Genomic DNA, 25,702 nt, shown 5'->3' with positions numbered 1-25,702 from the left:
AGCAGCCATGGCCGAGTTTTCACTCCCCAAGAATTCCAAGGTCACGAAGGGCCAGCACTTCCCCGCCAAGAGCGGTGGCAAGAACCTGCGCACCTTCAAGATCTACCGCTGGAGTCCGGACGACGACAGCAATCCGCGCACCGATACCTATGAGATCGATCTGGACGCCTGCGGCCCGATGGTCCTGGACGCGCTGATCAAGATCAAGAACGAGATCGATCCGACCCTGACCTTCCGTCGCTCCTGCCGCGAAGGTATCTGCGGTTCGTGTGCGATGAACATCGACGGCACCAACACCCTGGCCTGCACCCGCGCCATCGCGGACTGCGGCAAGAAGGAAGTGCCGATCTACCCGCTGCCGCACATGAGCGTGGTCAAGGATCTGGTTCCGGACCTGACCCACTTCTACGCGCAGTACGCGTCGATCAAGCCGTGGATCCGCACCCAGACCCCGGCACCGCCGGACCGCGAGCGCCTGCAGTCGCCGGAAGACCGCAAGAAGCTCGACGGCCTGTACGAGTGCATCCTGTGCGCCTGCTGCTCGACCAGCTGCCCGAGCTACTGGTGGAACGGCGAGCGTTACCTGGGCCCGGCGATCCTGCTGCAGGCCTACCGCTGGATCATCGACTCGCGCGATGAGGACACCGGTGCGCGCCTGGACGATCTGGAAGATCCGTTCAAGCTGTACCGCTGCCACACCATCATGAACTGTGCCCGGACCTGCCCGAAGGGCCTGAACCCGGCGCTGGCGATCGCTGAGATCAAGAAGCTGATGATGGAACGCCGCGCCTGATACGGCGCCGCGTTGTTGCATGACCCCAGTAGAGCCACGCCATGCGTGGCTTTGCTGTATCTGGAGAAACACGATGGACGAAGACACCCTGCTGAAGAAGCTGCGCTGGCGCTGCCGCCGCGGCATGCGCGAGCTGGACCAGCTGTTCGGGCGCTACCTGGACCGCGAATGGGGCACTGCGCCGACCGAAGAGCGCGAGGTTTTCCTGTTCCTGCTCGAGTGCGAGGACGATAAGTTGTGGCGCTGGTTCATGGGCTACGAGGCCTGCCCGCATGCCCACGCCATCCCCCTCATGCAGAAGATCCTCGCCCTCAAGGCTTGAGTGGCGACCCTCGCGGCTGCAGGCCGGCGCCCAGGCGCTGGTGCTGCTGGCCGCGCCCTGGCTGCTGCGCGCCTCGGCCCTTCCCGAAGACCGGTACTGGCCGGTACTTGCCGGCGTCTGGCTGCTGGGCCTGATCCAGCTGGGCTGGCGGCTGCGCCGGCCGGTGCGCCGGCTCGAACTACCGGCACTGCCGGCACCGCTGCGGCTGGATGGGGCCGATCTCGAGGTGCCGCGGCTGGTGGTGCGTGGCCCCTGGCTGCTGCTGCACTGGCGCTGCGAAGGGCGGCGCGGGCGCCTGCTGTTCTGGCCGGACGTGCTCGCCCACCGGCAGCGACGTGAACTGCGACTGGCCGTATCCGCACGCAGCGTTTCACGTCGACCCCGTACGATGGCACCATAGACTGAATCGACTGGCGTGCCTGCATGTTCAAACCCATCCCCGTGGCCATTGGCCTGCGCTATCTGCGCGCCAAGCGCCGCAACGGCTTCATCTCCTTCATCTCGATGGCATCGATCCTGGGCATCGCGCTCGGCGTCACGGTGCTGATCACCACCCTGGCGGTGATGAGCGGTTTCCAGAAGGAAATCCGCAGCCGCCTGCTGCAGATGACCGCGCATACCACCATCAGCCGCGATGGCGAGCCCATGCCCGACTGGATGCGCGTGGTCGACGTGGCCAACAAGGACCCGCGCGTGGCCGGTGCTGCGCCGTACATCGAGATCCAGTCGATGATCAGCGGCCCGCGCGTGCAGGGCGCGATCATCCAGGGCATCGACCCGGCGCTGGAGCCGAAGGTGTCGGTGATCGACAAGAAGATCACCAAGGGCAGCTATGACAGCCTCAAGCCGGGCAGCTTCAACGTGCTGCTGGGCAAGGAGCTGGCCATGTGGCTGGGCGTGGACGTGGGCGACCAGGTGCTGGTGACCTTTGCCGAAGTGCAGGGCACGCCGGCCGGCGCGGTGCCACGGATGAAACGCTTTACGGTCAGCGGCCTGTTCGAGGCCGGCTACAACGAGGTCGACCGCGGCGTCGGCTTCGCCAACATGAAAGACCTCGAGCGCGTGCTGCGCTCGGACGGCGCCACGGGCGTGCGCCTGAAACTGCATGACATGGACCGCTCGCTGGAAGTGGGCGTGGACCTGGCGCAGAACCTCGGCGGCGCGTACCGCGTGAGCGACTGGACCCAGCAGAACGCCAACCTCTACCACTCGCTGCGCATGGAGAAGGTGGTGATGGGCATCCTGCTGTCGCTGATCATCGCGATGGGCGCCTTCAACCTGGTCTCCTCGCAGGTGATGCTGGTGACCGACAAGCAGGCCGACATTGCCATCCTGCGCACGCTGGGCCTGACCCCGGGCGGGGTGATGCAGGTGTTCATGGTGCAGGGCTCGCTGATCGGCATCTTCGGCACGCTGGCCGGCCTGGTCGGCGGCATCACCCTGACCTTGAACCTGGAGCGCATCCTCGGCGCCATCGAGTCGCTGTTCAACGTCAAGCTGCTGCCCGAGGACGTGTACTACATCACCGGCCTGCCGACCGACATGCAGCCCCGCGACATCGTCGTCATCACCCTGGTTGCCTTGTTGATGAGCTTCCTGGCCACCCTGTATCCCGCATGGCGGGCAGCACGCACCCAGCCGGCGGAGGCCCTGCGCTATGAATAAGGTCTTCAATCGCGGCGATGAAGTGATCCGTGCCGAGACGCTGGCCAAGACCTACGCCGAAGGCCGCATGCAGACCCCGGTGTTCGACGGCCTCGACCTGAAGGTCACGGCCGGCGAGACGGTGGCGATCATTGGCGCCTCCGGTGCCGGCAAGAGCACCCTGCTGCACCTGCTGGGCGGCCTGGACGTGCCGACCGCGGGCGAGGTGTACGTCACCGGCCAGCGCATGTCGGCACTGTCGGACACCGAGCGCGGCTTGCTGCGCAACCAGGCGCTGGGGTTCGTCTACCAGTTCCACCACCTGCTGCCGGAATTCACCGCGCTGGAAAACGTGATGATGCCGGTGATGCTGGCCGGTACCGGCGTGCCGGAGGCCAGCCAGCGGGCGACCGCGCTGCTGGAAGCGGTCGGCCTGGGCCATCGCCTGGATCACAAGCCGGGCGAGCTGTCCGGTGGCGAGCGCCAGCGTGCCGCCGTGGCGCGTGCGCTGGTCAACCACCCGGCCTGCGTGCTCGGCGATGAGCCGACCGGCAACCTGGATGACCGCACCGCCGCCACCGTGTTCGAGCTGATGCTGGAACTCAACCGTGCGCGCCACACCAGCCTGGTGCTGGTGACCCACGACCGCAGCCTGGCGCGCCGCCTGGATCGCGTGCTGGAACTGCGCGAAGGGCGGCTGCACGCCCTGGCCCACGCAGACGTCTGAGGCGCCGGATCCCCGCGGGTACCGCCGACCGGCGGCTGAATCGGGCCGCCGGCCGTTGTGCCGGCGTTGCCCGGCCGGGCGCATGATGTGCGCAGTTCCCCGCTGGAGATCGCCATGAAAACCCCGTTGCTGATCGCCGGCCTGTGCCTGGCCCTGGCCGGCTGTGCCACCACTGGCCTGACCAGTGCCGACCGGCTGGAGCTGTACCGGGCACACGCCGGCCCGCCGCAGAAGGACATGCAGTTCTTCGGCACGCTCAATGGTTGGACCGAGCTGGGCGACAGCGCGCTGGCGGTGTGGACCCGGCCCAGCGAAGCCTACCTGCTGGAGCTGGCCGGGCCGTGTACGGATCTGTCCAGTGCACCCGCCATCGGCCTGACCAGCCGGATGGGGCGCGTCAGCGCGCCCTTCGACAAGGTGCTAGTGCGCGACCCGACGGGCGGCCCGCGCGTGCCGTGTTTCATCAAAACGATCCGCAAGCTGGATGTGAAATCGCTGCGCGCAGAGGAAAAGGAAATGCGGCAGGCGCAGGTGCAGGAGCGCGAGGAATCCGCGAATTGATCGGGTAGCGCCGGGCCATGCCCGGCGGGTGTCTGGTCGCCGGGCATGGCCCGGCGCTACCGGCTCAGGCTTCCGGGGTGAAGCCGGCCGGCTTTTCGGCGTCTTTCTCGAACAGGAACTTCACCAGTTCCGCTTCCAGCATCGCGCGGTGTTCGGGCTTGCGTGGCGACAGGCGGTTTTCGTTGATCAGCATGGTCTGGTGCGCCAGCCAGGCCGACCAGGCCTGCTTGCCGATGTGGTTGAACACGCGCTGGCCCAGGTCGCCGGGGTAGGGCACGAAGTCCAGGCCCTCGGCATCGCGTTGTTCGTACTGGCAGAAGACGGTTCGGGGCATGGCACTCACTCGTGGTTGCGGGGTTTCGTAGATCTGCGTTTCGGCGCCTTCACCGGCGAGCCGTCCAGCAGCTTGCGGATCGGCGCGGGCAGGCCCAGCGCCGGGAGTTCGTCAGCGGCGACCCAGCGCAGCGCGGGTTCGTCCACGCGCAGGCCGCGTACCTGCCGCGACAATACCTGCAGGTGCAGCCGATAGTGGCTGAAGGTGTGCTGCAGCACCGGCAGCTCGTCGGCATCTTCCAGCGAACCGTCGACGTGCGTGTCGAACCAGTCCTGCAGGTCGCTGCCGGCTTCGGCCTGCGGCAGGGTCCACAGCTGGGCCCAGATGCCGGTATCGGGCCGCTTCTGCAGCAGCACGCGCTGCTGCGGATCGCGCAGCAGCAGGGCCACCGCTTCGCGCTCGGGCAGGGTCTTGCCGGGTTTCGGCGTGGGCAGTTCGGCGGTGCGGCCTTCGCGGCGAGCCACGCAGTCTTCCTGCATCGGGCAGATCACGCAGGCCGGCCTGGCGCGGCTGCACACGGTCGCGCCCAGGTCCATCTGTGCCTGGGTGTAGTCGGCCATGCGCCCGGCCGGTACCTGCGCCACATGTGCTTCGGCCAGCGCCCAGAGTTGCTTCTCGATGGCCGGCAGGCCGGGAAAGCCCTCGATGCCGTGGTAGCGGCTCAGCACGCGCTTGACGTTGCCATCGAGGATCGCGAACGGGTCGTTCCAGGTTTGGCTGAGGATGGCGCCAGCGGTGCTGCGGCCGATGCCGGGCAGGGCATGCAGCGCATCGAAATCGCGCGGCAGGTCGCCGTCGTGCAGTTCCACGCAGCGCTTGGCCGCAGCATGCAGATTGCGTGCACGGGCGTAGTAGCCCAGGCCGGCCCACTGCGCCATCACTTCGTCGTTGCTGGCGGCGGCCAGATCGGGCAGGGTCGGGAAATGCTGCAGGAAGCGGTGGAAATACGGGATGACCGTGGCCACCTGGGTCTGCTGCAGCATGATCTCCGACAGCCAGACCCGGTAGGGGCTGCGCGGGTGCTGCCAGGGCAGGTCGTGGCGGCCGTGGTCGTCGAACCAGCGCAGCAGGTGGGCGACGAAGTCGTCTGCGGTGGCGGTTCCGGCGCTGGCGTGCGGCTGGCGGGGCATCAATGTTCCGGGAGAGTGCAGTAGAGCCACGACATGCGTGGCTGCACGGCGTATCAGGCGCCCAGCGCTTCAGGCAGCAGGGCGTCGACGAAGGCTTCCGGATCGAATACGCGCAGGTCTTCCGGGCGCTCGCCGATGCCGGCGAAGCGGATCGGAATGCCGAATTCGCGGGCCAGGGCGAAGACCACGCCGCCCTTGGCGGTGCCGTCCAGCTTGGTCACCACCAGGCCGGTCACCTTCACTGCGGCATTGAACTGGCGCAGCTGCGACAGCGCGTTCTGGCCCGTGGTGCCGTCGATCACCATCAGCACTTCGTGCGGCGCGGTTTCGTCGATCTTGCCGAGCACGCGGCGGATCTTGCCCAGCTCGTTCATCAGGCCGGACTGGGTATGCAGGCGGCCAGCGGTGTCGGCGATCAGCACCGCGGTGCCGCGCGCCTTGCCGGCCTGCAGCGCGTCGTAGGCCACCGAAGCGGCGTCGGCGTTCTGCCCCTGGGCGACCACGGCCACGCCGTTGCGCTCGCCCCAGGCCTGCAGCTGGGCCACGGCGGCGGCACGGAAGGTATCGCCGGCAGCCAGCATCAGGCTGTGGCCCTCATCCTTGAAGCGCTTGGCCAGCTTGCCGATGGTGGTGGTCTTGCCGACGCCGTTGACGCCGACGGTGAGCACCACGAAGGGCTTGGCGTTGCGGTCGATCACCAGCGGCTTGGCCACCGGCTGCAGGATCGCGATCAGCTCGCTGCGCAGTGCGGCCAGCAGGGCATTGGCATCGACGAACTCGCGCGACTTCATGCGCTTGCGCAGGCCCTCGACCAGGTCGGTGGTGGCGCCCACGCCGACGTCGGCGGTGATCAGTGCGGTTTCCAGTTCGTCCAGCAGGTCGTCGTCGAGCTTGGGATTGCGCGAGAACAGGCCGCCGAAGCTGCGGGCGATGACGCTGTTGCGCAGGCGCTCGCGCCAGCCGGGCTTGCCGGCCGGGGCCGGGGCGGCATCGACCAGCACCGGCAGATCAGCGGCGGGCGCGGCCGGAGCCTCGGCCGGGGTCACCGGCGCCAGCGGTGCGAGCACGGCGGCGGCAGCCAGGGCCTCGGCCTCGAAATCCTCCGGGGCGATGACCCGTTCCTGGACCGGCGCTGCCGGTGCCGTGGCAACCGGCGGCTCGGGCGCTGCGACGGGCGCAGGCGCAGCGGCCTCGACGGTGGCCGGCGCGGCTACCGGTGCGGCGGATGCCTCCTCGACCGGAGCGGCAGACGGGAACGCCGCCGCCAGCTCATCAGCCGAGTAATGCTGGGTCTTGGGCGCGTCCGTCGTGGCGGCGTCCTGGGGCTTCTTGCGGCGGAAAAAACTGAGCATTGGCAAAAGGCGCTGAAATCAGAGGGATATGCTACCACTCGGGCCTGTCGGCCCGATGTGGACTCAAGGTTGCGCGTGCGGGGCCGTTAACCGGTCCGAGGGGCTGCGCAGGGCAGCCCGGAGGACCGCCGATGAACGTGATGGAGACTGCGCTGTCCGGAATGCGTGCGGCCCAGCAGGGCGTGCAGGTTGCCGCACACAACGTGGCCAACGTCGCCACCCCGGATGCCCAGCGCCTGCAACTGCAGCGCAGTGCGGCCGGGCAGGGCGGGGTAGAGACGACGGTCGTTGCTGCCGACCCGGACCCCACCGCGCCACTGGGTGACCTGCTGGCGGCCAAAGCTGAAGTGGTGGCCTTCGCCGCCAACGCCGCGGTGATACGCCGCCAGGACCAGATGCTGGGCTCGCTGCTGGATCGGGAAGCCTGAGAAGCCCGCCCTGGTAGGTGTCAACCTTGGTTGACACGCATCCAGAGCGCCAACCAAGGTTGGCCTCTACCAGAGCATCGCCCGGTAGCGCCGGGCCATGCCCGGCGCCCCGCTGCCGATCAGGCCGACAGTTCCAGCAGCAGCTTGTTCAGGCGCGCCACGTAGGCGCCCGGGTCCTTCAGGCTGTCACCGGCGGCCAGCGCGGCCTGGTCGAACAGCACCCGGCCCAGGTCGTCGAAGCGCGCGCCGTCGGCTTCCGCATCGAGCTTGGCGATCAGCGGGTGGCCCGGGTTGATCTCCAGCACCGGCTTGCTGTCGGGAACCTTCTGGCCGCTGGCTTCCAGGATCTGGCGCATCTGCAGCCCCAGGTCCTGTTCGCCGATCGCCAGCACCGCCGGCGAATCGGTCAGGCGGTGCGAGACGCGCACTTCGGCCACGTCATCGCCCAGCACCGACTTCAGGCGCTCGACCAGGCCCTGCCTGTCCTTCGCCGCCGCTTCCTGTTCCTGCTTGTCGGCTTCGCTTTCCAGCGCGCCCAGATCGAGGTCGCCGCGGGCGATGTCGACGAAGCCCTTGCCGTCGAAATCGGTCAGGTAGCCCATCAGCCACTCGTCGATGCGGTCGGTCAGCAGCAGCACTTCCACGCCCTTCTTGCGGAACACTTCCAGATGCGGGCTGTTGCGCACCTGGCTGTAGCTCTCGCCGGTCAGGTAGTAGATCTTGTCCTGGCCTTCGGCCATGCGGCCGATGTAATCGGCCAGCGACACGGTCTGCGCATCGGCCTCGCCACGGGTGGAGGCAAAGCGCAGCAGGCCGGCCACCTTCTCGCGGTTGTTGTAGTCCTCGGCCGGGCCTTCCTTCAGCACCTGGCCGAATTCCTTCCAGAACGTGGCGTACTGCTCCGGCTTGTCGGCGGCCAGCTTTTCCAGCATGTCCAGCGAGCGCTTGGTCAGCGCGGCCTTCATCGAATCGATGACCGGGCCGGACTGCAGGATCTCGCGCGAGACGTTCAGCGACAGGTCGTTGGAATCGACCACGCCCTTGATGAAGCGCAGGTAGAGCGGCAGGAACTGCTCGGCCTGGTCCATCACGAACACGCGCTGCACGTACAGCTTCAGGCCCTTGGGCGCATCGCGGTGGTACAGGTCGAACGGCGCGCGGCCGGGCACGAACAGCAGCGAGGTGTACTCCAGCTTGCCTTCGACCTTGTTGTGGCTCCAGGAAAGCGGGTCGCTGTGGTCGTGCGCCACGTGCTTGTAGAACTCGGTGTACTCGGCGTCGCTGATCTCGGTGCGCGGGCGGGTCCACAGCGCGCTGGCGCGGTTGACGGTCTCCCATTCGCCGGCAGCGCCTTCTTCGCCTTCCTTCGGCATCTGGATCGGCAGGCCGATGTGGTCGGAGTACTTCTTGAGGATGCTGCGCAGGCGCCAGCCATCGGCGAAATCATGCTCGCCGTCCTTCAGGTGCAGGACGATGCGGGTGCCGCGCTCGGCCTTGTCAACGGTGGCCACGTCGAAGTCGCCTTCGCCGCGCGAGGTCCAGCGCACGCCTTCGCCTGCAGCCAGGCCGGCGCGGCGCGAGGTCACTTCCACTTCGTCGGCGACGATGAAGGCGCTGTAGAAGCCGACGCCGAACTGGCCGATCAGCTGCGAATCCTTCTTCTGGTCGCCGGACAGCTGGCGCAGGAAATCGCCGGTGCCGGATTTTGCGATCGTGCCGAGGTGGGCGATGGCTTCGGCGCGGCTCATGCCGATGCCGTTGTCTTCGATGGTGATGGTGTGCGCGGCGGCGTCGAAGCTGACGCGCACGCGCAGCTCGCTGTCGCCTTCCAGCAGGGCGGGCTGGGTCAGGGCTTCGAAGCGCAGCTTGTCGGCGGCGTCGGCGGCATTGGAGACCAGCTCGCGGAGGAAGATTTCCTTGTTGGAGTACAGCGAGTGGATCATCAGCTGCAGCAGCTGCTTGACCTCGGTCTGGAAGCCAAGGGTTTCGGTCTGGGGGGTCTCGGTCATCGATAGGGCTCCGTGTGCAATGCCGCGCCAGCGCGTGCGGCCTGGCCAAGGGGTATGGCTGATTGTCCCGAAATCAAGGGGTTGGTCTGGCAGGGCTTGCAGCCCTGCACCTGCTTCAATCCAGGGCAACGGCCAAAGCCAGAGCGGCATTCCGTGGGATGGCGGGGCGGTGTGGGTGGTCAGGACACGCCGTAAACCCCCCTCCGGGGTCCGGCCCAGCCGCTGGCGGCTGTGCGTTCGGGCGCTTGCGAAGCAGTGCTTCGCAAGCAAAGCGCCCTCACCCATGGGGGCTCGATGGCGCCATCCATGGCGCCAACGGTCCTGCCCACCCACACCGCCCCACCTCTGACAGTTGGCCGGTGGCTGTTGGTGCCAACTGCGGTTGGTGGGTGCCGACCGTTGGTCGGCACATCTGTCAGATATCGATACATCAAATGGGGTCAGATCCGTTTTCCTGCGGAAAACGGATCTGACCGCACCTGCATGACGGGCATCGGATTGCGTCTGGGGCAGAGCCCCCTGAGTCAGGGGGCGGCCGCGAAGCGGCGGGGGTATGGGCGTTGGTAAGGGGGGCCCGCGTTTCGCGCAGCGAAGCGTGGGAGCGACAGCGCGCATGCGTTGGCGCGTACCCGGGCGCCGCCCGGCCGAACTACAATCCCGCTCATGGTGAATTTCTCGAACAACACCCGCCGGGGCCGCCGGTGAGCGGCCGTGGTGGCAATGATGGCCAGGTCCGCATCATCGGCGGGCGCTGGCGCAATACCCGCCTGCCGGTGCCGACCCTGCCGGGTCTGCGGCCCAGCAGCGACCGCGTGCGCGAAACGCTGTTCAACTGGCTGATGCCCCGGCTGGGCGGGGCGCGGGTGCTGGATCTGTTCGCCGGCAGCGGCGCGCTGGGCCTGGAAGCCGTTTCCCGCGGTGCGGCGCACGCCACTCTGGTCGAGCGCGATCCCCAGCTCGGCCGCAACCTGTCGGCCGCCGTCGCCAAGCTGCAGGCCGCCGGGCAGGTCACCGTGGTCCAGGCCGATGCCCTGCGCTGGCTGCAGGGCGCGCAGGCGCAGCAGGCCGATCTGGTCTTCATCGACCCGCCGTTCGCCGATGGCCTCTGGCAGGACGTGCTGGCCCAGCTGCCACGCCACCTGGCCGCCGATGCCTGGCTGTACCTGGAATCGCCGGCCGGCCACGTGCCGGTGCTGCCGCCGGAATGGCTGCTGCACCGCGAGGGCGGCACCCGCGAGGTGCGCTTTGCCCTGTACCGCCGCGCCGCTGCTACACTTTGACCTCATCTGAACATCTGCATCCGCCCATGACCGTGGCCAACCGCCGCATTGCCGTCTATCCCGGCACGTTCGACCCCATCACCAACGGTCATATCGACCTGGTGAGCCGGGCCGCGCCGCTGTTCGAAAAGGTCGTGGTGGGCGTGGCGCAGAGCCCGTCCAAGGGCCCGGCGCTGCCGCTGGAGCAGCGCGTGCAGCTGGCCCGGGGTGCCCTGGGCCACCACAGCAATGTCGAAGTCATCGGCTTCGATACCCTGCTGGCCCATTTCGTACGTTCGGTCCAGGGCGGGGTGCTGCTGCGCGGCCTGCGCGCGGTGTCCGACTTCGAATACGAATTCCAGATGGCGAGCATGAACCGCCACCTGATCCCGGAGGTCGAGACCCTGTTCCTGACCCCGGCCGAGCAGCACAGCTTCATTTCGTCCTCGCTGGTCCGCGAGATCGCCCGCCTCGGTGGCGACGTGTCCGGTTTCGTGCCGGCCGCCGTGCTTGAGGCGCTGCGCAAGGTCCGCGAAGCGAAGTCGGCGCAGTCGTAAATCCTGCCCGCCGCGGCAGGGCCAGTAGTACCACGCACCCCCATTACGTAAACCACACGCACCACTCGGGAGGAAACCCATGAACACCACCATGCGCGCGATGCTGATCGCTTCGTTTGCCCTGGCCTTCACCGCCTGCAAGAAGGAAGAGGCCGCTCCGGTCGAAGACGCCAAGCAGGCCCTGGTCGCTCCGGCCAAGGAAGACGATGCAGGCTGGAAGAAGTACCTGCAGGAAGTGGCGATCCAGAACATGGGCACCATCACCAACAGCCCGTTCCTGTATTACCTCTCGCCGGAATCGGATCCGGACTTCCAGGCCAAGTACGAGCGCCAGACCGAAAGCGCGACCCAGGCCGTGGCCCGTGGCGTGCAGCCGGGCAACATGCTGGCCTTCGGTTCGTCGGCCTCCGGCAAGATGGCTGACATGATCCAGGCCGTGTTCAAGGACGTCTCGCCGGATTCGATGAAGGGCGTGCGCGTCGTCTTCATCGGCCAGTCCGCAGACAACGCCCGCGTGCAGGCTGTCGTGCAGCCGACCGGCGCCGAGTACATTTTCGTCGAAGCCAAGTAAGACCGTGCCATGGCGGCCATGCTCCGGCATGGCCCGGGCGACGCTCCGCAAGGGCGCCGCTGATGACCTGACCGGCCCGCGCGCCCGCGCGGGCCGGTCCTTGTCCCAAGGCGCGGGCGAGGAGTATCGCCATGTCGCTGAAAATCAACGAGCTCTGCGTCAACTGTGACGTCTGCGAGCCGGCCTGCCCGAACCAGGCCATTTCGATGGGTGAAACCATCTACCTGATCGACCCTGCGCGCTGCACCGAATGCGTGGGTCACTTCGACGAGCCACAGTGCGTGGTCGTCTGCCCGGTCGAATGCATCGACCCGGACCCGGAGATCGTGGAAACGGAAGTCCAGCTGCTGGCCAAGTTGCGCCGACTGCAGCACGATCACCCCGAACTCTATGCGGAGCCCCCATCCGAATGAAGACGCTGATCGTCCGTCCCCTGCTGCTGCTCGGCCTGGTGCTGAGCCCGCTGGCGTGGGCTGAAACCACCGCCCGTGCCGAGCGCCCCGATGGCGCGGCCATCGCCAGCGGTCATGCGCTGGCCACCCAGGCCGGCATTGACATCCTGGCGCAGGGCGGCAACGCCTTCGATGCGGCCGTGGCGGTGTCCTCCACCCTGGCCGTGGTCGAGCCGATCAGTTCGGGCCTGGGCGGCGGTGGCTTCTTCCTGCTGCACGATGCGGCCACCGGCAAGGACATCATGCTGGATGCGCGCGAGACGGCCCCGGCGGCCGCGACCCCGCAGGCGTTCCTGGACAAGCAGGGCAACCTGGACCGCGACCGTTCGGTGAACGGACCGTGGTCGGCCGGTATCCCGGGCCTGCCCGCCGCGCTGGTGGAACTGTCGGCCAAGCACGGCAAGCTGCCGCTGTCGGCCTCGCTGCAGCCGGCCATCCGCATTGCCCGCGAAGGTTTCCCGGTCTATGACCGCATGGCCAAGGGCTACGCCTCGCGCCGTGAGGTGATGGAACGCTTCCCCGGTACGCGCGAGGTCTACCTGCGCAACGGCAAGCCGATCGCCACCGGCGATCTGTTCAAGCAGCCGGAGCTGGCGCAGACCCTGGAGCGCCTGGCCGCAGGTGGCCGTGATGGCTTCTACAAGGGCCAGACCGGCAAGCTGCTGCTGGAAGGCGTGAAGCAGGCCGGCGGCAAGTGGACGGCCGACGAGCTGGCCGGCTACCAGGTCAAGCTGCGCGAACCGATCGTGTTCGACTACAACGGCTGGAAGATCACCACCGCGCCGCCGCCGTCGTCCGGTGGCATCGCCCTGGCCAGCATGCTGCAGATTCTCGAAGGCTGGGACATCAAGCAGATGGATGCGGCCCACCGTACCCACCTGGTGGTGGAAGCCATGCGCCGCGCCTACCGCGACCGCACCTTCTTCCTGGGCGATCCGGACTTCGTGCAGATCCCGCAGAAAGTGCTGACCAGCAAGGACTACGCGCAGGGCCTGCGGGCCACGATCCACCCGGAAAAGGCCACCCCGAGCGACCTGCTGTCGGGCAACCCGACCCCGCTGGAAGATGACGAGACCACGCATTTCTCGATCATCGACCGCGATGGCAACCGCGTCGGCGCCACCCAGACCGTCAACCTGCTGTACGGCTCGGGCCTGATTCCCAAGGGCACCGGCGTGCTGCTGAACAACGAGATGGACGACTTCGCGCTGAAGCCGGGTACCCCCAACGCCTTCGGCGTGATGGGTTACGCGGCCAACGCGCCGAAGCCGGGCAAGCGCATGCTCAGCTCGATGACGCCCACCTTCATGGAGAACGCCGACAAGGTGGTGGTGCTGGGCACCCCCGGTGGCAGCCGCATCATCACCATGGTGCTGCTGGGCATCCTCGGCTATGACGCCGGCCTGGACGCACAGCAGGTGGCCGCCCTGCCACGCTACCACCACCAGTGGCTGCCGGACCTGATCGAGGCCGAGAGCGATGCCTTCGACGCAGGCACCGTGAAGCAGCTGCAGGCGATGGGACACAAGATCGACCTGCCGGGCGACGTCGCCGCCGGCGGCCGCGGCTCCAGCCACGTCTGGGGCAACCTGCAGACGGTGGAGTGGGACCGCAGGGCCAACAAGCTCTACGGTGGCAGCGATCCGCGCAACCCGGTGGGCAGCGCCCAGGTCGTGCCGGCGCACTGATGTGGCGGTAGCGCCGGGCCATGTCCGGCGAAGCAGGAATCACCAGACCCCGCCACCCGGCGGGGTTCTGCATTTTGCGGCTAGCGATTATTTAACGGGGTGCCCTCGATAATTGCCGCATGAAACTATGGTCGATTCGTGGGAACTCGCAGCGCCTGGATGGCGGCGCGATGTTCGGCAACGCGCCGCGTGCGGTGTGGGAAAAGTGGGCGGCTCCGGACGAGCTCAATCGCATCGAGCTGGCGTGCCGTGCGCTGCTGGCCAGCCCGCTGGATGGCAAGACCGTGCTCTTCGAGACCGGCATCGGTGCGTTCTTCGATCCCCGCATGCGTGACCGCTACGGCGTGCAGGAAAGCCAGCACGTGCTGATCGATTCGCTGCGCGAGGCGGGTTTCGAGCATGAGGACATCGACGTGGTGGTGCTCAGCCACCTGCATTTCGACCACGCGGGCGGCCTGCTGGCGGCGTGGAGCGAAGGGCGCGGGCCGGAACTGCTGTTCCCCAACGCGACCTTCGTGGTCGGTGCGCAGCACTGGCAGCGGGCGCTGCAGCCGCATCCGCGCGACCGCGCCAGCTTCATTCCGGAGCTCCCGGGCCTGCTGCAGGCCAGTGGGCGCCTGGAAGTGGTCGATGGCGAGTATTCGCAGGCGCTGGGCAACAGCGTGCGCTTCAGCTACAGCGATGGGCATACGCCGGGCCTGATGCTGGCCGAGATCGTGGGCCATGCGCATGCCGGCGAGGATGCGCATGGTGGCGTGGTGTTCTGCGCCGACCTGATCCCGGGGCGCTCGTGGGTGCACGTGCCGATCACCATGGGCTACGACCGCAATGCCGAGCTGCTGATCGACGAGAAGCGGCGCTTCCTGGAAGACAAGCTGGCGCGCAACGTGCATCTGTTCTTCACCCATGACCCGCAGGTGGCGCTGGCGCAGCTGGGGCGGGATGAGAAGGGGCGTTTCGTGACCCTGCATGAGCAGGGGGAGCTGAAGGCGCGCGCGCTGGGGTGAGGGGTGTTCGTTCGGCAGGGCTTGCAGCCCTGCACCTGCAGAAGCCGAAGCAAGATCAAGAGCGGCATTCCGTGGGTTGGCGGGGCGGCGGCTGTTGGTGGGTGCCGACCGTTGGTCGGCACATCTGTCAGATATCGATATTCAAATGGGGTCGGGTGAAGTCGATGGACGTTCTTACGAGGCTTTCAGGCAGCTGCTCATGAAGGTCTTGCGGGCGTCGCCGGCGAGTTTCTTCGTCGCGGCATCGGCGTTGCACTGCTTCATGCGCTCCTGCGGGGTGGCGGCCTTGGTTTCGGTGGCGTGGCCGCTCAGACAGGCGCTCTGCGCGGTTTTGTAGGCGTCGCCCTTCAGCCCTTTGTTCTTGGCCGAGCAGTCAGCCATGCGCTGCTGTTGCGGGGTGGCGGCGGTGGCCGCCAGGGGCAGGCCGATCAGCAGGGCGGCGGCCAGCAGGAACGAGGCGTTCATGGCATCTCCAGGGCGAGCGGTGCGGGTGCGCGGAGCATTCGCCTGCTGGCTGGAAAACGACGTGAAGATCCGCGATCGTCCCAGTAACGCTTGCCTGGGCACGGCGATCGGCGTATCGGTGGGCATCCGACCGTTCGCACAGGAGTACGCCCATGACTGCCGATGCCGACCAGCATCCGGACACCGACCTGGTCATCAGCCGCGTGCTGGCCGCGCCGCGGGCGGCCTTGTGGCGGGCGTGGACCGAGCCTGACCTGCTGCGGCAGTGGTGGTGCCCGCGGCCGTGGACCACTGAAGTGCGCGCGTTCGAACTGCGCCCGGGTGGGGCATTCCACACCTTCATGCAGGGCCCCGAGGGCGGCAGCAGCGATAACCCCGGGTGTTTCGTCGAGGTGGTGCCGCAGCAGCGCCTGGTGTTCACCTCGATGCTGGGCGGTGGCTGGCGCCCGCAGACGCCGTGGCTGGGCTTCACCGCCATCATCACCCTGGAAGACGAAGGGCAGGGCTGCCGCTACACCGCGCAGGTGATGCACCCGGACAAGACAGTCCGTGACCAGCACGAACAGATGGGGTTCTTTGAGGGCTGGAACATGGCCATTGACCAGCTGGAAGCGCTGGCGGCCGGGCTGTAAAGACTCGGGGTCGGAGCCCTTTCTGCGAAAGGGTTCCGACCCCGGGGTCAGATCCCTTTGCACGGGCAAAGGGCTCTGACCCCTTGAACCGGATCACACCACGCGGGTACCGAAGATGCGGTCGCCCGCATCGCCCAGGCCCGGCAGGATGTAGCCCTTGTCGTTGAGCTGGGCATCGATGGCCGCGGTGTAGATCTCCACGTCCGGATGCGCGGCCTTGACCGCTTCGATGCCTTCCGGCGCCGCGACCAGGAAGATGCCCTTGATGCGGCGCGCGCCGGCGCGCTTGAGCATGTCGATGGTGGCGATCAGGGTACCGCCGGTGGCCAGCATCGGGTCCAGGATCAGCGCGTCGCGCTCTTCCAGGCGGCCGGTCAGGCGCTCGAAATAGGGCACCGGCTGCAGGGTTTCCTCATCGCGCTGCAGGCCGACCACGCTCACGCGCGCGGCCGGGATCAGCGACAGCACGCCGCTGAGCATGCCCAGGCCGGCACGCAGGATCGGCACCACGGTGATCTTGGCACCGGCGATGCGCTGCACGGTGACCGGGCCGGCCCAGCCGGGCAGGGTGTGCGGCTCGGTCTCCAGGTCGGCGGTGGCCTCGTAGGCCAGCAGCGTGCCCAGTTCGTTGGCCAGCTCGCGGAAATCCTTGGTGCTGAGCGCGGCGTTGCGCATCAGGCCGATCTTGTGCTGCACCAGCGGGTGGCGCACTTCGACGATCTTCATGGTCGGGAAGGGGAATGGAGAGAGGCCCCCATTTTGCCGGATCAGCGCTGCGAAGCCCACGCCGCATGCAATGAATGTGCTGAACAGTGTCACCGCCATGCAATCTTGCGGACATACCGTGCAGACCCATTCTTCACAGGTATGGGACTCCACCGTGCACATCAAGACTCCGCTGGCCATGGCCATCACCGTGACCCTGGCGCTGGGGGCCGCAGCACCGCTGCAGGCCGCCGGGCAGCAGGCCTTGGCCGCCACCGGCGCGGTTGCCGCCGATGCCGTCGACCTGGACCGCATCGAAGTGCGCGCCCAGCTCGAATCGCAGATCCGCGCGGTCGACCTCAAGCGCAGCAGCGACGCCATCGAAGACGCCGTGTCCTCCGATGCCCTGGGCCAGTACCCGGACAAGAACGTCGCCGAATCGCTGCAGCGGCTGCCGGGCATCAGCGTGACCCGCGACCAGGGAGAAGGCCGTTTCGTGGTCATCCGCGGCCTGGATGCCAACCTCAACAGCGTCAGCATCGATGGCATCGCCGTGGGTACCCCGGAAGATTCCAGCCGCGCCGCGCCGCTGGACGTCATTCCCTCCGATTCGACCGAACGCCTGCGCGTGGTCAAGTCGCCCACCCCGGACATGCCCGGTGATGCCATCGGCGGCGCGGTGCTGGTTGAATCGGCGTCGGCCTTCGACCGCGACGGCCGCAGCCTGCGTGGCAAGATCGAAGCCAGCCACCAGCAGCTGTCCGGCGAGACCAGCCCGAAGGCCTCGTTCAACTACAGCGAAGTGTTCGCCGACACCTTCGGCGTGGCGCTGGGCGTGAATTACCAGAACCGCAAGTTCGAGTCGGACAACACCGAAGTCGAGTACGACGGTGAGAAGGATGCCGCTCCGGGCGATGTCACCGCGATCAACCTGCAGAACCGCAAGTACGAGATCGAGCGCAAGCGCATCGGTGCCAACCTCAACATGGACTGGCGCCCGGACGAGGACAGCAAGTACTACCTGCGCACCCTGTACAGCCAGTTCGACGATGCCGAAACGCGCCAGCGCGTGATCTACAACTTCGACGACGCCGACATGGTCGCCACCGGCACCGACCAGTTCCGCCTGGACGACCTGCCGTCGGATGCGATCCAGAAGCGCATGCGCTACCGCACCAAGAAGGAAAACACCTTTGCTGCCAGCCTGGGTGGCGAGAACAAGCTGACCAACGCGGTGGTCGATTACAAGATCGGCTACACCCGTACCGAAGAGCGCGTCAACGACGAGATGGAAGCGCGCTTCGAACTGGATGCCGACGACATGTCCGGCACCCTGGACCAGCGCAGCCGCCTGCCGACCTACACGCTCAGCAGCAACGACTGGATGGACAACGCGAACTACGCGTTCGACCGCTTCGTGATCTCGCCCAAGCAGGTCAACGACGAAGAACGCAGCGCGCAGGTCAACGTGCGTTTCGACGGCGACAGCAGCAGCATCAAGTTCGGCCTGCTGGGCCGCTGGCGCGACCGTGATGTCAACGTGGACGAAAGCGAGCTGCGACGCGGCCCGGACATCGACCTGACCACCTGGACCGCCGCCGACCCGGAACACCGCCACGGCGTGATGGGGCAGGGCATGAGCTCGGCGGCCATGCGCCGCTACTGGGCGCAGAATGGCAGCCGTTACACCGCCCGCCCGCAGGACGTTGCCGGCAACGCCGCCACCTCGCTGGAAGAGGACTACACCGCCAGCGAAGACATCTTCGCCAGCTACGCGATGGGCACCTGGGACATCGGCGCGCTGCGCATCATCGGTGGCGTGCGCGTGGAAAACACCCGCTTCAAGGCCACGGGCAACAGCGTCGAGCTGGACGACGATGACGGCTACACCGTCAACCCGGTGCAGGCCAACCGCAGCTACACCAACGTGCTGCCGGGCCTGCACCTGCGCTACGACGCGGCTGACGACTGGGTGCTGCGCGCCTCGGCCAACAAGACGGTCTCGCGCCCGTCCTTCGGTGACATCTCGCCGCGCCGCGCGCTGAACGCCGGTGACGAAGAGCTGCGCCTGGGCAACCCGCAGCTGGATCCCTACGAATCGAAGAACATCGACCTGTCGGTCGAGAAGTACATCGGCAGCACCGGCATCGTCTCGCTGGGCCTGTTCCACAAGTCCATCGACGGCTACATCGTGGAGACCGTCAGCCAGAACGATCCGGCCTATGACGGCCTCGACGTGACCCGCCCGATCAATGGCCGCAAGGCCACCGTGCGTGGTGCCGAGTTCAACTGGCAGCAGCAGCTGGCATTCCTGCCTGGCGCGCTGGACGGCCTGCTGGTCGGTGCCAGCGGCACCTGGCTCGACACCAAGTTCGATGCAGGCATCGACGGCCGCGAGGGCGAGGACTTCATGCTGCCGCGCGCTTCCAAGCACGTCTACAGCGCGCACATCGGCTACGAGAAGTACGGCCTGAGCACGCGCCTGGCCGCGGTCTACCGCAGCGAGTACCTGGACACCGTCGGTGCGGGCCGCGCGTTCGACATCTACGTCGCGCCCAACACCCAGCTCGACTTCTCGCTGGATTACAAGTTCACCCCGCGCATCAGCATGTACTTCGAAGCGCAGAACCTGCTCGACAAGCCGCTGGAGCTCTACCAGGGCACCCGTTCGCGCACCCTGCAGATGGAAGAGTACGGCCGCACCTACGCCATCGGCCTGAAGGTGGCCCTGTGATGGCGCGTGGCATGACCCTGCTGGCCGCCGCGATGGCTGCCTGCCTTGCCGCCGGCTGCACGCCGGCGGAGGCACCGGCCGATGCCGGGACCGGCGCCGCCGCGAAGGCACCGGCTGAGGCCGCGCGCTCGGTGTCGACCATCGCCGAGGCGTTCCTCAGCCCGATGACCCCGGACGACAACATCGACTCGCCCGCTGCGTGGAAGGCGCCGGACGGCAAGACCTGGCTGATCGCCACGGCCAAGGCCACCGACAAGCTGGTGGTGTATGACGGCAGCACCGGCCAGCACCTGCGCGACGTCGGCACCGCCGGCACCGCGCTGGGCCAGTTCGACCGCCCCAACGGCATCTCGGTGACCGACGACCTGCTGTGGATCGTCGAGCGCGACAACCACCGCGTGCAGGTGTTCTCGCTGCCCGATTTCACCCCGCTGGCGGTGTTTGGTGCCGACGACCTGCGCAAGCCGTATGGCCTGTGGGTCGACCGCCGTGCCGATGGCTACAGCGTGTACGTCACCGATTCGTGGGACAACGGCGAGGATGCACAGGGCAAGGACATCCTGCCGCCGCTGGCCGAGCTGGACAAGCGCGTGCGCCAGTACCACGTCACCCGCGATGGCGCCAAGGTTCAGGCGACCTTGGCGGCCAGCATCGGCGATACCAGCGAGGCCGGCGCACTGCGCGTGGTCGAATCAATCTGGGGCGACCCGGCCAACGATCGCCTGCTGATCGCCGAGGAAGACGAAAGCTACGCCAGCGAGTTCAAGGTCTACACACTGGCCGGCCGTTTCACCGGCACCACCTTTGGCCGCGATGTGTTCAAGGCGCAGGCCGAAGGCGTGATGCTGCGCACCTGCGGCAAGGATGGCTGGTGGATCACCACCGAGCAGGGCAAGCAGCGCAGCGTGTTCCACCTGTTTGACCGCCATACGCTGAAGCCGGTGGGTGCCTTCCAGGGCAACACCGTGGCCAACACCGATGGCATCTGGATGATGCAGCAGCCGAGTCCGCGCTTCCCGCATGGCGCGCTCTACGCCGTGCATGACGACCAGGGCGTGGTCGCCTTCGACTGGGAGGCCATCGCCAAACAGCTGTCGCTGCCGCTGGAGTGTGGCGCATGAGCCGTCGTTGCATGAATGCCCTCGCGCTGGGCCTGCTGCTGGCGGTTCCTGCGCTGGGCTTTGCCGCCGCCGAACCGAACACCCAGGTGCCGGTGGGCAGCCACCACTATGCAGCCACGACCGTGCCGGACCGCATCGTCGCCTCGCCGTCGGTCGATCCCAGCCAGGGCTTCGCCGTGGCCTGGCGTACCGATGGCAGCGTGCAGGCGCCGCTGCTGGAAATCGCCCTGGCCGGTGATTCGCCGGCCATCGAGGGCATCCGCCAGGTGCGTGCGAAGACCCAGGAACTGAAGACCGAGAACGGCGTATCGCACCACCATCGCGCCGAAGTCGAGGGGCTGACGCCGGACACCCTGTACGTGTACCGCGTGCAGGGCAATGGCAGCTGGAGTGCCTGGAACCAGCTGCGCACGCTGGGCAAGGCCGGCGAGCCGCTGACCCTGCTGTACTTCGGCGATACCCAGAACAAGAACCTCAGCCATGTCAGCCGCGTCGTTCGTGCCGCGCAGAAGACCGCACCGGAGGCACGCATGAGCCTGTTTGCCGGTGACCTGGTCAGCGGTGGTGACGGCGCCGATGACAGCGAGTGGGGCGAGTGGTTCGCCGCCACCAGCTGGCTGGCGCAGGAAACCCTGGTGGCCCCGGCCATCGGCAACCACGAGTACTTCGAAGAGTTCGAGGACACCCCGCAGGAACGCCGCGTGCTGGGCAAGCACTGGCCGGTGACGTTCGCGCTGCCGGGCAATGGTGCCGCAGCTGCGGCCAGCAGCACCTACTGGTTCGACGTGCAGGACGTGCGCGTGGCTGTGCTCGATGGCACATCCGCACTCGACCTGGGTACGGCCAAGGCGCAGGCGCAGTGGCTGGACAAGGTGCTGGCCAACAACCCGCACCCGTGGACCATCGTGCTGCTGCACCAGCCGTTCTATTCGCCGCGCGAAGGCCGCGAGAACGCGGCGCTGCGCGACGTGCTGCTGCCGGTGGTCCGCCGCCACAACGTCGACCTGGTGCTGCAGGGCCATGACCACACCTACGGCCGCCGCGGCGAAGGGCAGGCCGCCACGCCGCAGTACGTGGTGACGGTGGCCGGCCCGAAGCAGTACCGCCTGTCCGACGAGGCACGCCGGACGATGGACCCGGTGGCCGAGGACACCCAGCTGTTCCAGGTGCTGAAGATCGACCCGCAGCACCTGCGCTACGAAGCCCACACCGTCACCGGCCGGTTGTACGATGCCTTCGAGCTGCGCCGCGACGCCGCTGGCGGCAAGCAGCGGGTGGAGTTGCGCGAAGACCGCATCGCCCCGCGCGACTGCCCGCGTGCGCAGACCGCCAAGGGCCGTGCCGACCGTTGCTGGGAATGAGGAGTGACCGCATGAACTCAACTCGACGCATCGCCCCGCTGGCCGCCCTGGGCGCAGCCCTGCTGCTGGTGGCCGGTGCCGTGACCGCCGCCGACAGCGTGCTGCACCCGTTCCTGGCAGCGCAGCCGAAGCAGGCCCCGGCCGAAGTGAACCTGGCGGTGGAGATCCCGGCCGGCAGCTTCACCAAGTACGAGATCAAGGAAGACGGCCTGGTACATGTGGATCGCTTCCAGTCGATGCCGGTGGCCTATCCGGCCAACTATGGCTCGATGCCGCGCACGCTGGCCGGTGACAACGATCCGCTGGATGCGCTGGTGCTGACCCGCGAACCGCTGCACCCCGGCGTGATCGTGCGCTTCCGTCCGATCGGCTACCTGAAGATGATCGATGGCGGCGAGCACGACGAGAAGGTGATCGGCGTGCCCACCGACAAGGTCGACCCGACCTACGCCAACATCCGCGACCTGTCCGATCTGCCCGAGATCGAACGGCAGCGCATCGAGGCGTTCTTCCGGGTCTACAAGGACCTGCCGGCCGGCCGCAATCCGGTGCAGCTCAATGGCTGGGGCAATGCCGCCGAAGCCCGTGCGCTGATCAGCGAGGCGATGAAGCGCTTCGAAAAGTAGATCCACGCCATGCGTGGATTCACCCCAGGTAGATCCACGCCATGCGTGGATTCGCCCCAGGTAGATCCACGCCATGCGTGGATTCAGCCCAGTAGCGTCTCGATGAATGACTCCGCGTCGATCCGGTCGCCCAACACCCGGGCCACCGCCTGCACGGCTGCCTCCTGGTGCTCGGCGCGGATGCCGCCATCGTCGTCATCGTTGTAGAGATCGTCGCCGGCTTCCAGATACACCGTGCCGGCCGCGGCGAGGGCTGCCATAAGAGTCGGCAGGTCGTCGATGAACGTATCGGCCTCCCAGCTGCCGCAGCCGTGCCGTGCGAACAATATGCGGCCGTCCTCCATATCAAGGATGAAAGGATCGGCGCCGAGGTCGGCCACGACCAGCCAGTTGGCGGCCCAGTCCTCGATCGGCTCGCCGTCCACGCCGTTCCAGCGATACCCGGCCTGGTAGCTCCACAGACGCTGCAGCGGCGGCACCCACACCTCAAGGCCGGGGATGGTGATGCCGGCACGGCCGACCTTGGCATTGATCTCGTGGCCCAGCGGCCCGACCTGCGCGTAGAAACGCGCCAGCACCGGCGGCAGCGGGAAGGGACCGTCCCAGTCCTGTCCGTCCTGGGCCTGCAACGGGCCGAAACGGGCGAAGGCAGCGTGCAGGTCATCCATGGCGACGTTGTTCCGGTAATGGGCCCGGCAGCCTAGCAGACGGCCCTGCGTGCAATGCCTTCACCGCCGCTGGCTATCATGTGCGCCATCCAGAACGAAGGCGATGCACGTGTCGGTAGCGTTGGTGTGGTTCCGCCGCGATCTGCGGCTGCAGGACAATCCGGCCCTGCAGGCCGCGCTCGATGCCGGCCACGAGGTGGTGCCGGTCTACATCCATGCGCCGCAGGAAGAGGGCGAATGGGTGCCTGGCGCAGCGTCGGATGCTTGGCGACACCGCTCGCTGGCCGCGCTCGATGCTGACCTGCGTGCACGCGGTTCGGCGCTGGTGCTGCGCAGCGGCGAGAGCCTGGCCACGCTGCAGGCACTGATCGAGGAGACCGGCGCCGAGGCGGTGTACTGGAACCGCAAGTACGAGCCGGCCACCCAGCCGCGCGACGCCACCATCAAGCGCACGCTGCGCGAGCAGGGCATCGACGCGCAGAGCTGCAACGGCAGCCTGCTGTTCGAGCCGTGGGATGTCGCCACCCAGCAGGGACAGCCGTACAAGGTGTTCACCCCGTACTGGCGCAACGTGCTCAGCCACTGGCGCTTGCCTGCGCTGCAAGCCGCGCCGAAGAAGCTGGCATCGCACGGCGTCGCGAGTCTCGCGCTGGAGGAACTGCAGCTGGCGCCGGCGCTGGACTGGGACACCGGCTTCTGGGAGCACTGGCAGCCGGGCGAAGCGGGTGCGCTGGAGGCGTTGTCGGTGTTCGAGGATGGCGCCCTGCGCGGGTACCGCGAGCAGCGTGACCTGCCGGACCGTGTAGGCACCTCGCGGATGTCGCCGCACCTGCATTTTGGTGAGATCGCACCGTGGCGCATCGCCCATGCGCTGGAAGGCCTGCGCAGTGCCGGCACTGATGCCGATATCGACGGCTACCTGCGCCAGCTCGGCTGGCGTGATTTCGCCTATCACCTGCTGCACCACTTCCCGAAGACGCCGAACGAGAACCTCAACCCGCGCTTTGATCGCTTCCCCTGGGCCCACCCCAGTGGCGCGCAGCTGCACGACTGGCAGCGTGGCAACACCGGCGTGCCGATCGTCGATGCCGGCCTGCGCGAGCTGTGGCATACCGGTTACATGCACAACCGGGTGCGGATGATCGTTGCCAGCTACCTGTGCAAGCACCTGCGCGCGCACTGGCTGCACGGCGCGCGCTGGTTCTGGGACACGCTGGTCGATGCCGACCTGGCCAACAACACGATGGGCTGGCAGTGGGTGGCGGGCACCGGGGCCGACGCGGCGCCGTATTTCCGCGTGTTCAATCCGGTCACCCAGGCCGAGAAGTTCGATCCGCAGGCCCGTTACATCACCCGCTGGGTGCCGGAACTGGCCGCGCTGCCGGTCAAGGCGCGCTTCGCGCCGTGGCAGCATCCGCTGCTGCTTGCTGACAAGGCGCCGGGCTACCCGCGCACCCCGCTGGTGGACCTGGCTGCAGGCCGCGACGCCGCGCTGGCGGCCTACCGGAGCACGGGCGGCGCGTAAAGGCCGCCGATGAAGGCCGGCTCAGAAAGCTGAATGCAGCACGTCCGGCCTTCACATCCATCATCCCGGCATCGCGCCGGGCTGTATATCCTCCGGGTCGTTCGCACGCCGCACTGGCCGGCATCCAAGGAGACCACCATGATCCGCAATACCACCCGCAACGTCGCCCTGGCCCTGATGACCGCTGCCGCGCTGACGGCGTGCGCCACCGGCGGCTCCTATGTGCAGAGTGACCAGTACGGCAACCCGACCGAACAGCAGAACCGCACCGGCCGTGGCGCCCTGATCGGCACCGCCGTCGGCGTGGCGGCTGGCCTGCTGAGCGGCAACAGCGCCACCGAACGTCGCCAGCACGCGCTGGTCGGCGCCGGCATCGGCGCGCTGAGTGGCGCTGCCATCGGCAACTACCAGGATCGCCAGGAGCGCGCCCTGCGTGAGCGCACCGCCAACACCGGCATCGACGTGCAGCGCCAGGGCGACAACATCACCCTGAACCTGCCGGACGGCATCACCTTCGACTTCGGCAAGTCGGCGCTGAAGCCGCAGTTCTATGGCTCGCTCAACGGCGTTGCCAGCACGCTGAACGAGTACAACCAGACCATGATCGAAGTGGTCGGCCACACCGACAGCATCGGCAGCGACGCGGTGAACAACCGCCTGTCGAAGGAGCGCGCGGATTCGGTGGCCCAGTATCTGGTCGGCCAGGGCGTGCAGCAGGTGCGCATTGAAACCCTGGGCGCCGGCAAGGCCTATCCGATTGCCGACAACAGCACCGACGCCGGCCGCGCGCAGAACCGCCGCGTGGAGATTCGTGTGATTCCGCTCAAGCAGTAACGCGCAGCGTTACTGCTTGAGCCGGTCCGGCCTTGGGCCGGAACGAAAATGCCGCCCTTGCAGGCGGCATTTTTGTGGGTGCCGAGCGTTGCTCGGCACGCCATGGAACCGTCCGCCGCATCGCCTGCTTCTGCTTGGCACGCTCTGGCCTTTGTAGAGTCGAGCCATGCTCGACTGCTCCTGCTCTTGGTAGGTGC

General features: G+C 67.5%; 27 protein-coding genes. 20 read left to right on the top strand and 7 right to left on the bottom strand.

The annotated features are described in order from the left end of the window. Positions 1-7 precede the first annotated feature (7 nt). From QMZ26_RS11300 to QMZ26_RS11275, 6 genes are all read left to right on the top strand, one after another. Positions 8-793 (top strand): succinate dehydrogenase iron-sulfur subunit, encoded by a 786-nt coding sequence (locus QMZ26_RS11300; RefSeq protein ID WP_079221505.1) that lies wholly within the window; start codon positions 8-10, stop codon positions 791-793. Positions 794-866: 73 nt separating this feature from the next. Beyond that, positions 867-1,115 carry a succinate dehydrogenase assembly factor 2 gene (locus QMZ26_RS11295; protein WP_283221499.1) on the top strand — a complete coding sequence of 83 codons (249 nt, stop codon included), beginning with the start codon at positions 867-869 and terminating at the stop codon, positions 1,113-1,115. Further along, a complete protein-coding gene (locus tag QMZ26_RS11290) occupies positions 1,066-1,515 on the top strand; it encodes a hypothetical protein (RefSeq protein WP_200734207.1) in 450 nt (149 codons plus the stop codon). The genes QMZ26_RS11295 and QMZ26_RS11290 overlap by 50 nt, the downstream gene beginning before the upstream one ends. A gap of 23 nt (positions 1,516-1,538) precedes the next feature. After that, positions 1,539-2,780 carry a lipoprotein-releasing ABC transporter permease subunit gene (locus QMZ26_RS11285; RefSeq protein WP_283221498.1) on the top strand — a complete coding sequence of 414 codons (1,242 nt, stop codon included), beginning with the start codon at positions 1,539-1,541 and terminating at the stop codon, positions 2,778-2,780. Next, complete coding sequence (lolD, locus tag QMZ26_RS11280; protein ID WP_200734208.1) at positions 2,773-3,486, top strand: lipoprotein-releasing ABC transporter ATP-binding protein LolD; 714 nt, start codon at positions 2,773-2,775, stop codon at positions 3,484-3,486. The genes QMZ26_RS11285 and lolD overlap by 8 nt, the downstream gene beginning before the upstream one ends. 114 nt (positions 3,487-3,600) lie before the next feature. Then, positions 3,601-4,047, top strand: coding sequence for a DUF6491 family protein (locus QMZ26_RS11275; RefSeq protein WP_079225178.1), 447 nt, complete (start codon positions 3,601-3,603; stop codon positions 4,045-4,047). Positions 4,048-4,111: 64 nt separating this feature from the next. On the opposite strand, the gene QMZ26_RS11270 is transcribed toward QMZ26_RS11275, so the two are convergent. The 3 genes from QMZ26_RS11270 to ftsY are packed head-to-tail and all read right to left on the bottom strand — an operon-like array spanning position 4,112 to position 6,863. Next, complete coding sequence (locus QMZ26_RS11270; protein WP_200734572.1) at positions 4,112-4,381, bottom strand: oxidative damage protection protein; 270 nt, start codon at positions 4,379-4,381, stop codon at positions 4,112-4,114. 5 nt (positions 4,382-4,386) lie between these two features. Then, positions 4,387-5,511 carry an A/G-specific adenine glycosylase gene (gene mutY, locus QMZ26_RS11265; protein ID WP_283221497.1) on the bottom strand — a complete coding sequence of 375 codons (1,125 nt, stop codon included), beginning with the start codon at positions 5,509-5,511 and terminating at the stop codon, positions 4,387-4,389. Positions 5,512-5,564: 53 nt separating this feature from the next. After that, entirely contained in the window at positions 5,565-6,863 is a 1,299-nt protein-coding gene (gene ftsY / locus QMZ26_RS11260; RefSeq protein WP_200734574.1) for a signal recognition particle-docking protein FtsY, read from the bottom strand. A 131-nt stretch (positions 6,864-6,994) separates the two neighbouring features. Here ftsY and QMZ26_RS11255 point away from each other — a divergent pair, with 131 nt between their 5' ends. After that, positions 6,995-7,291 (top strand): flagellar basal body protein, encoded by a 297-nt coding sequence (locus QMZ26_RS11255; RefSeq protein ID WP_283221496.1) that lies wholly within the window; start codon positions 6,995-6,997, stop codon positions 7,289-7,291. A 119-nt stretch (positions 7,292-7,410) separates the two neighbouring features. Here QMZ26_RS11255 and htpG read toward each other — a convergent pair whose 3' ends face one another. After that, a complete protein-coding gene (gene htpG / locus QMZ26_RS11250; protein ID WP_283221495.1) occupies positions 7,411-9,300 on the bottom strand; it encodes a molecular chaperone HtpG in 1,890 nt (629 codons plus the stop codon). 701 nt (positions 9,301-10,001) lie between these two features. Here htpG and rsmD point away from each other — a divergent pair. The 6 genes from rsmD (at position 10,002) to QMZ26_RS11220 (ending at position 14,834) form a co-directional block, all read left to right on the top strand. Then, a complete protein-coding gene (rsmD, locus tag QMZ26_RS11245; protein ID WP_200733864.1) occupies positions 10,002-10,580 on the top strand; it encodes a 16S rRNA (guanine(966)-N(2))-methyltransferase RsmD in 579 nt (192 codons plus the stop codon). Positions 10,581-10,606: 26 nt separating this feature from the next. Next, the gene (gene coaD, locus QMZ26_RS11240; RefSeq protein ID WP_008267036.1) at positions 10,607-11,116 is read left to right on the top strand and encodes a pantetheine-phosphate adenylyltransferase; all 510 of its coding nucleotides are present in this window, start codon (positions 10,607-10,609) and stop codon (positions 11,114-11,116) included. Positions 11,117-11,195: 79 nt separating this feature from the next. After that, positions 11,196-11,687, top strand: coding sequence for a hypothetical protein (locus tag QMZ26_RS11235; RefSeq protein ID WP_079221515.1), 492 nt, complete (start codon positions 11,196-11,198; stop codon positions 11,685-11,687). 131 nt (positions 11,688-11,818) lie between these two features. Next, positions 11,819-12,100 carry a YfhL family 4Fe-4S dicluster ferredoxin gene (locus QMZ26_RS11230; protein WP_079221516.1) on the top strand — a complete coding sequence of 94 codons (282 nt, stop codon included), beginning with the start codon at positions 11,819-11,821 and terminating at the stop codon, positions 12,098-12,100. After that, a complete protein-coding gene (ggt, locus tag QMZ26_RS11225) occupies positions 12,097-13,827 on the top strand; it encodes a gamma-glutamyltransferase (protein ID WP_200733865.1) in 1,731 nt (576 codons plus the stop codon). Before QMZ26_RS11230 ends, ggt begins: the two co-directional genes overlap by 4 nt. A gap of 119 nt (positions 13,828-13,946) precedes the next feature. Then, positions 13,947-14,834 (top strand): MBL fold metallo-hydrolase, encoded by an 888-nt coding sequence (locus QMZ26_RS11220; protein ID WP_079221518.1) that lies wholly within the window; start codon positions 13,947-13,949, stop codon positions 14,832-14,834. 174 nt (positions 14,835-15,008) lie between these two features. Here the strand turns inward: QMZ26_RS11220 and QMZ26_RS11215 are convergent, their stop codons facing one another. Continuing rightward, positions 15,009-15,299, bottom strand: a complete 291-nt coding sequence (locus tag QMZ26_RS11215) for a PsiF family protein (protein ID WP_108746485.1) — start codon at positions 15,297-15,299, stop codon at positions 15,009-15,011. A gap of 152 nt (positions 15,300-15,451) precedes the next feature. Between QMZ26_RS11215 and QMZ26_RS11210 the strand changes: the two genes are divergently transcribed. Beyond that, positions 15,452-15,931 carry an SRPBCC family protein gene (locus QMZ26_RS11210; RefSeq protein ID WP_283221494.1) on the top strand — a complete coding sequence of 160 codons (480 nt, stop codon included), beginning with the start codon at positions 15,452-15,454 and terminating at the stop codon, positions 15,929-15,931. 93 nt (positions 15,932-16,024) lie between these two features. Here QMZ26_RS11210 and upp read toward each other — a convergent pair whose 3' ends face one another. After that, a complete protein-coding gene (gene upp, locus QMZ26_RS11205) occupies positions 16,025-16,657 on the bottom strand; it encodes a uracil phosphoribosyltransferase (RefSeq protein ID WP_079221521.1) in 633 nt (210 codons plus the stop codon). A 154-nt stretch (positions 16,658-16,811) separates the two neighbouring features. Here upp and QMZ26_RS11200 point away from each other — a divergent pair, with 154 nt between their 5' ends. The 4 genes from QMZ26_RS11200 to QMZ26_RS11185 are packed head-to-tail and all read left to right on the top strand — an operon-like array spanning position 16,812 to position 22,478. Beyond that, entirely contained in the window at positions 16,812-19,370 is a 2,559-nt protein-coding gene (locus tag QMZ26_RS11200) for a TonB-dependent receptor (RefSeq protein ID WP_200733868.1), read from the top strand. Beyond that, complete coding sequence (locus QMZ26_RS11195) at positions 19,370-20,491, top strand: phytase (protein WP_200733869.1); 1,122 nt, start codon at positions 19,370-19,372, stop codon at positions 20,489-20,491. The genes QMZ26_RS11200 and QMZ26_RS11195 overlap by 1 nt, the downstream gene beginning before the upstream one ends. A gap of 11 nt (positions 20,492-20,502) precedes the next feature. Beyond that, positions 20,503-21,852 (top strand): metallophosphoesterase family protein, encoded by a 1,350-nt coding sequence (locus QMZ26_RS11190; protein ID WP_234458684.1) that lies wholly within the window; start codon positions 20,503-20,505, stop codon positions 21,850-21,852. An 11-nt stretch (positions 21,853-21,863) separates the two neighbouring features. After that, positions 21,864-22,478: an inorganic diphosphatase gene (locus tag QMZ26_RS11185; protein ID WP_283221493.1), complete on the top strand. Its 615-nt coding sequence runs from the start codon at positions 21,864-21,866 to the stop codon at positions 22,476-22,478. An 83-nt stretch (positions 22,479-22,561) separates the two neighbouring features. Here the strand turns inward: QMZ26_RS11185 and QMZ26_RS11180 are convergent, their stop codons facing one another. After that, the gene (locus tag QMZ26_RS11180; protein WP_283221492.1) at positions 22,562-23,146 is read right to left on the bottom strand and encodes a hypothetical protein; all 585 of its coding nucleotides are present in this window, start codon (positions 23,144-23,146) and stop codon (positions 22,562-22,564) included. Positions 23,147-23,255: 109 nt separating this feature from the next. On the opposite strand from QMZ26_RS11180, the gene QMZ26_RS11175 reads away from it, so the two are divergent. Continuing rightward, entirely contained in the window at positions 23,256-24,671 is a 1,416-nt protein-coding gene (locus tag QMZ26_RS11175) for a deoxyribodipyrimidine photo-lyase (RefSeq protein WP_283221491.1), read from the top strand. Between the two features lie 138 nt (positions 24,672-24,809). Next, the gene (locus QMZ26_RS11170; RefSeq protein ID WP_079221528.1) at positions 24,810-25,505 is read left to right on the top strand and encodes an OmpA family protein; all 696 of its coding nucleotides are present in this window, start codon (positions 24,810-24,812) and stop codon (positions 25,503-25,505) included. Positions 25,506-25,702: the final 197 nt, after the last annotated feature.

The organism is Stenotrophomonas sp. PFBMAA-4 (assembly GCF_030053215.1).
Lineage (GTDB): Bacteria > Pseudomonadota > Gammaproteobacteria > Xanthomonadales > Xanthomonadaceae > Stenotrophomonas.
Note: the sequence above shows the minus strand (reverse complement) of the source record. Positions and strands in the feature narration are given on the sequence as shown.

Coding starts and splice junctions, on each gene's coding strand:
- QMZ26_RS11300 (WP_079221505.1), top strand. CDS start 8: ATGGCCGAGTTTTCACTCCCCAAGAATTCCAAGGTCACGAAGGGCCAG.
- QMZ26_RS11295 (WP_283221499.1), top strand. CDS start 867: ATGGACGAAGACACCCTGCTGAAGAAGCTGCGCTGGCGCTGCCGCCGC.
- QMZ26_RS11290 (WP_200734207.1), top strand. CDS start 1,066: ATGCCCACGCCATCCCCCTCATGCAGAAGATCCTCGCCCTCAAGGCTT.
- QMZ26_RS11285 (WP_283221498.1), top strand. CDS start 1,539: ATGTTCAAACCCATCCCCGTGGCCATTGGCCTGCGCTATCTGCGCGCC.
- lolD (WP_200734208.1), top strand. CDS start 2,773: ATGAATAAGGTCTTCAATCGCGGCGATGAAGTGATCCGTGCCGAGACG.
- QMZ26_RS11275 (WP_079225178.1), top strand. CDS start 3,601: ATGAAAACCCCGTTGCTGATCGCCGGCCTGTGCCTGGCCCTGGCCGGC.
- QMZ26_RS11270 (WP_200734572.1), bottom strand. CDS start 4,381: ATGCCCCGAACCGTCTTCTGCCAGTACGAACAACGCGATGCCGAGGGC.
- mutY (WP_283221497.1), bottom strand. CDS start 5,511: ATGCCCCGCCAGCCGCACGCCAGCGCCGGAACCGCCACCGCAGACGAC.
- ftsY (WP_200734574.1), bottom strand. CDS start 6,863: ATGCTCAGTTTTTTCCGCCGCAAGAAGCCCCAGGACGCCGCCACGACG.
- QMZ26_RS11255 (WP_283221496.1), top strand. CDS start 6,995: ATGAACGTGATGGAGACTGCGCTGTCCGGAATGCGTGCGGCCCAGCAG.
- htpG (WP_283221495.1), bottom strand. CDS start 9,300: ATGACCGAGACCCCCCAGACCGAAACCCTTGGCTTCCAGACCGAGGTC.
- coaD (WP_008267036.1), top strand. CDS start 10,607: ATGACCGTGGCCAACCGCCGCATTGCCGTCTATCCCGGCACGTTCGAC.
- QMZ26_RS11235 (WP_079221515.1), top strand. CDS start 11,196: ATGAACACCACCATGCGCGCGATGCTGATCGCTTCGTTTGCCCTGGCC.
- QMZ26_RS11230 (WP_079221516.1), top strand. CDS start 11,819: ATGTCGCTGAAAATCAACGAGCTCTGCGTCAACTGTGACGTCTGCGAG.
- ggt (WP_200733865.1), top strand. CDS start 12,097: ATGAAGACGCTGATCGTCCGTCCCCTGCTGCTGCTCGGCCTGGTGCTG.
- QMZ26_RS11220 (WP_079221518.1), top strand. CDS start 13,947: ATGAAACTATGGTCGATTCGTGGGAACTCGCAGCGCCTGGATGGCGGC.
- QMZ26_RS11215 (WP_108746485.1), bottom strand. CDS start 15,299: ATGAACGCCTCGTTCCTGCTGGCCGCCGCCCTGCTGATCGGCCTGCCC.
- QMZ26_RS11210 (WP_283221494.1), top strand. CDS start 15,452: ATGACTGCCGATGCCGACCAGCATCCGGACACCGACCTGGTCATCAGC.
- upp (WP_079221521.1), bottom strand. CDS start 16,657: ATGAAGATCGTCGAAGTGCGCCACCCGCTGGTGCAGCACAAGATCGGC.
- QMZ26_RS11195 (WP_200733869.1), top strand. CDS start 19,370: ATGGCGCGTGGCATGACCCTGCTGGCCGCCGCGATGGCTGCCTGCCTT.
- QMZ26_RS11190 (WP_234458684.1), top strand. CDS start 20,503: ATGAATGCCCTCGCGCTGGGCCTGCTGCTGGCGGTTCCTGCGCTGGGC.
- QMZ26_RS11185 (WP_283221493.1), top strand. CDS start 21,864: ATGAACTCAACTCGACGCATCGCCCCGCTGGCCGCCCTGGGCGCAGCC.
- QMZ26_RS11180 (WP_283221492.1), bottom strand. CDS start 23,146: ATGGATGACCTGCACGCTGCCTTCGCCCGTTTCGGCCCGTTGCAGGCC.
- QMZ26_RS11170 (WP_079221528.1), top strand. CDS start 24,810: ATGATCCGCAATACCACCCGCAACGTCGCCCTGGCCCTGATGACCGCT.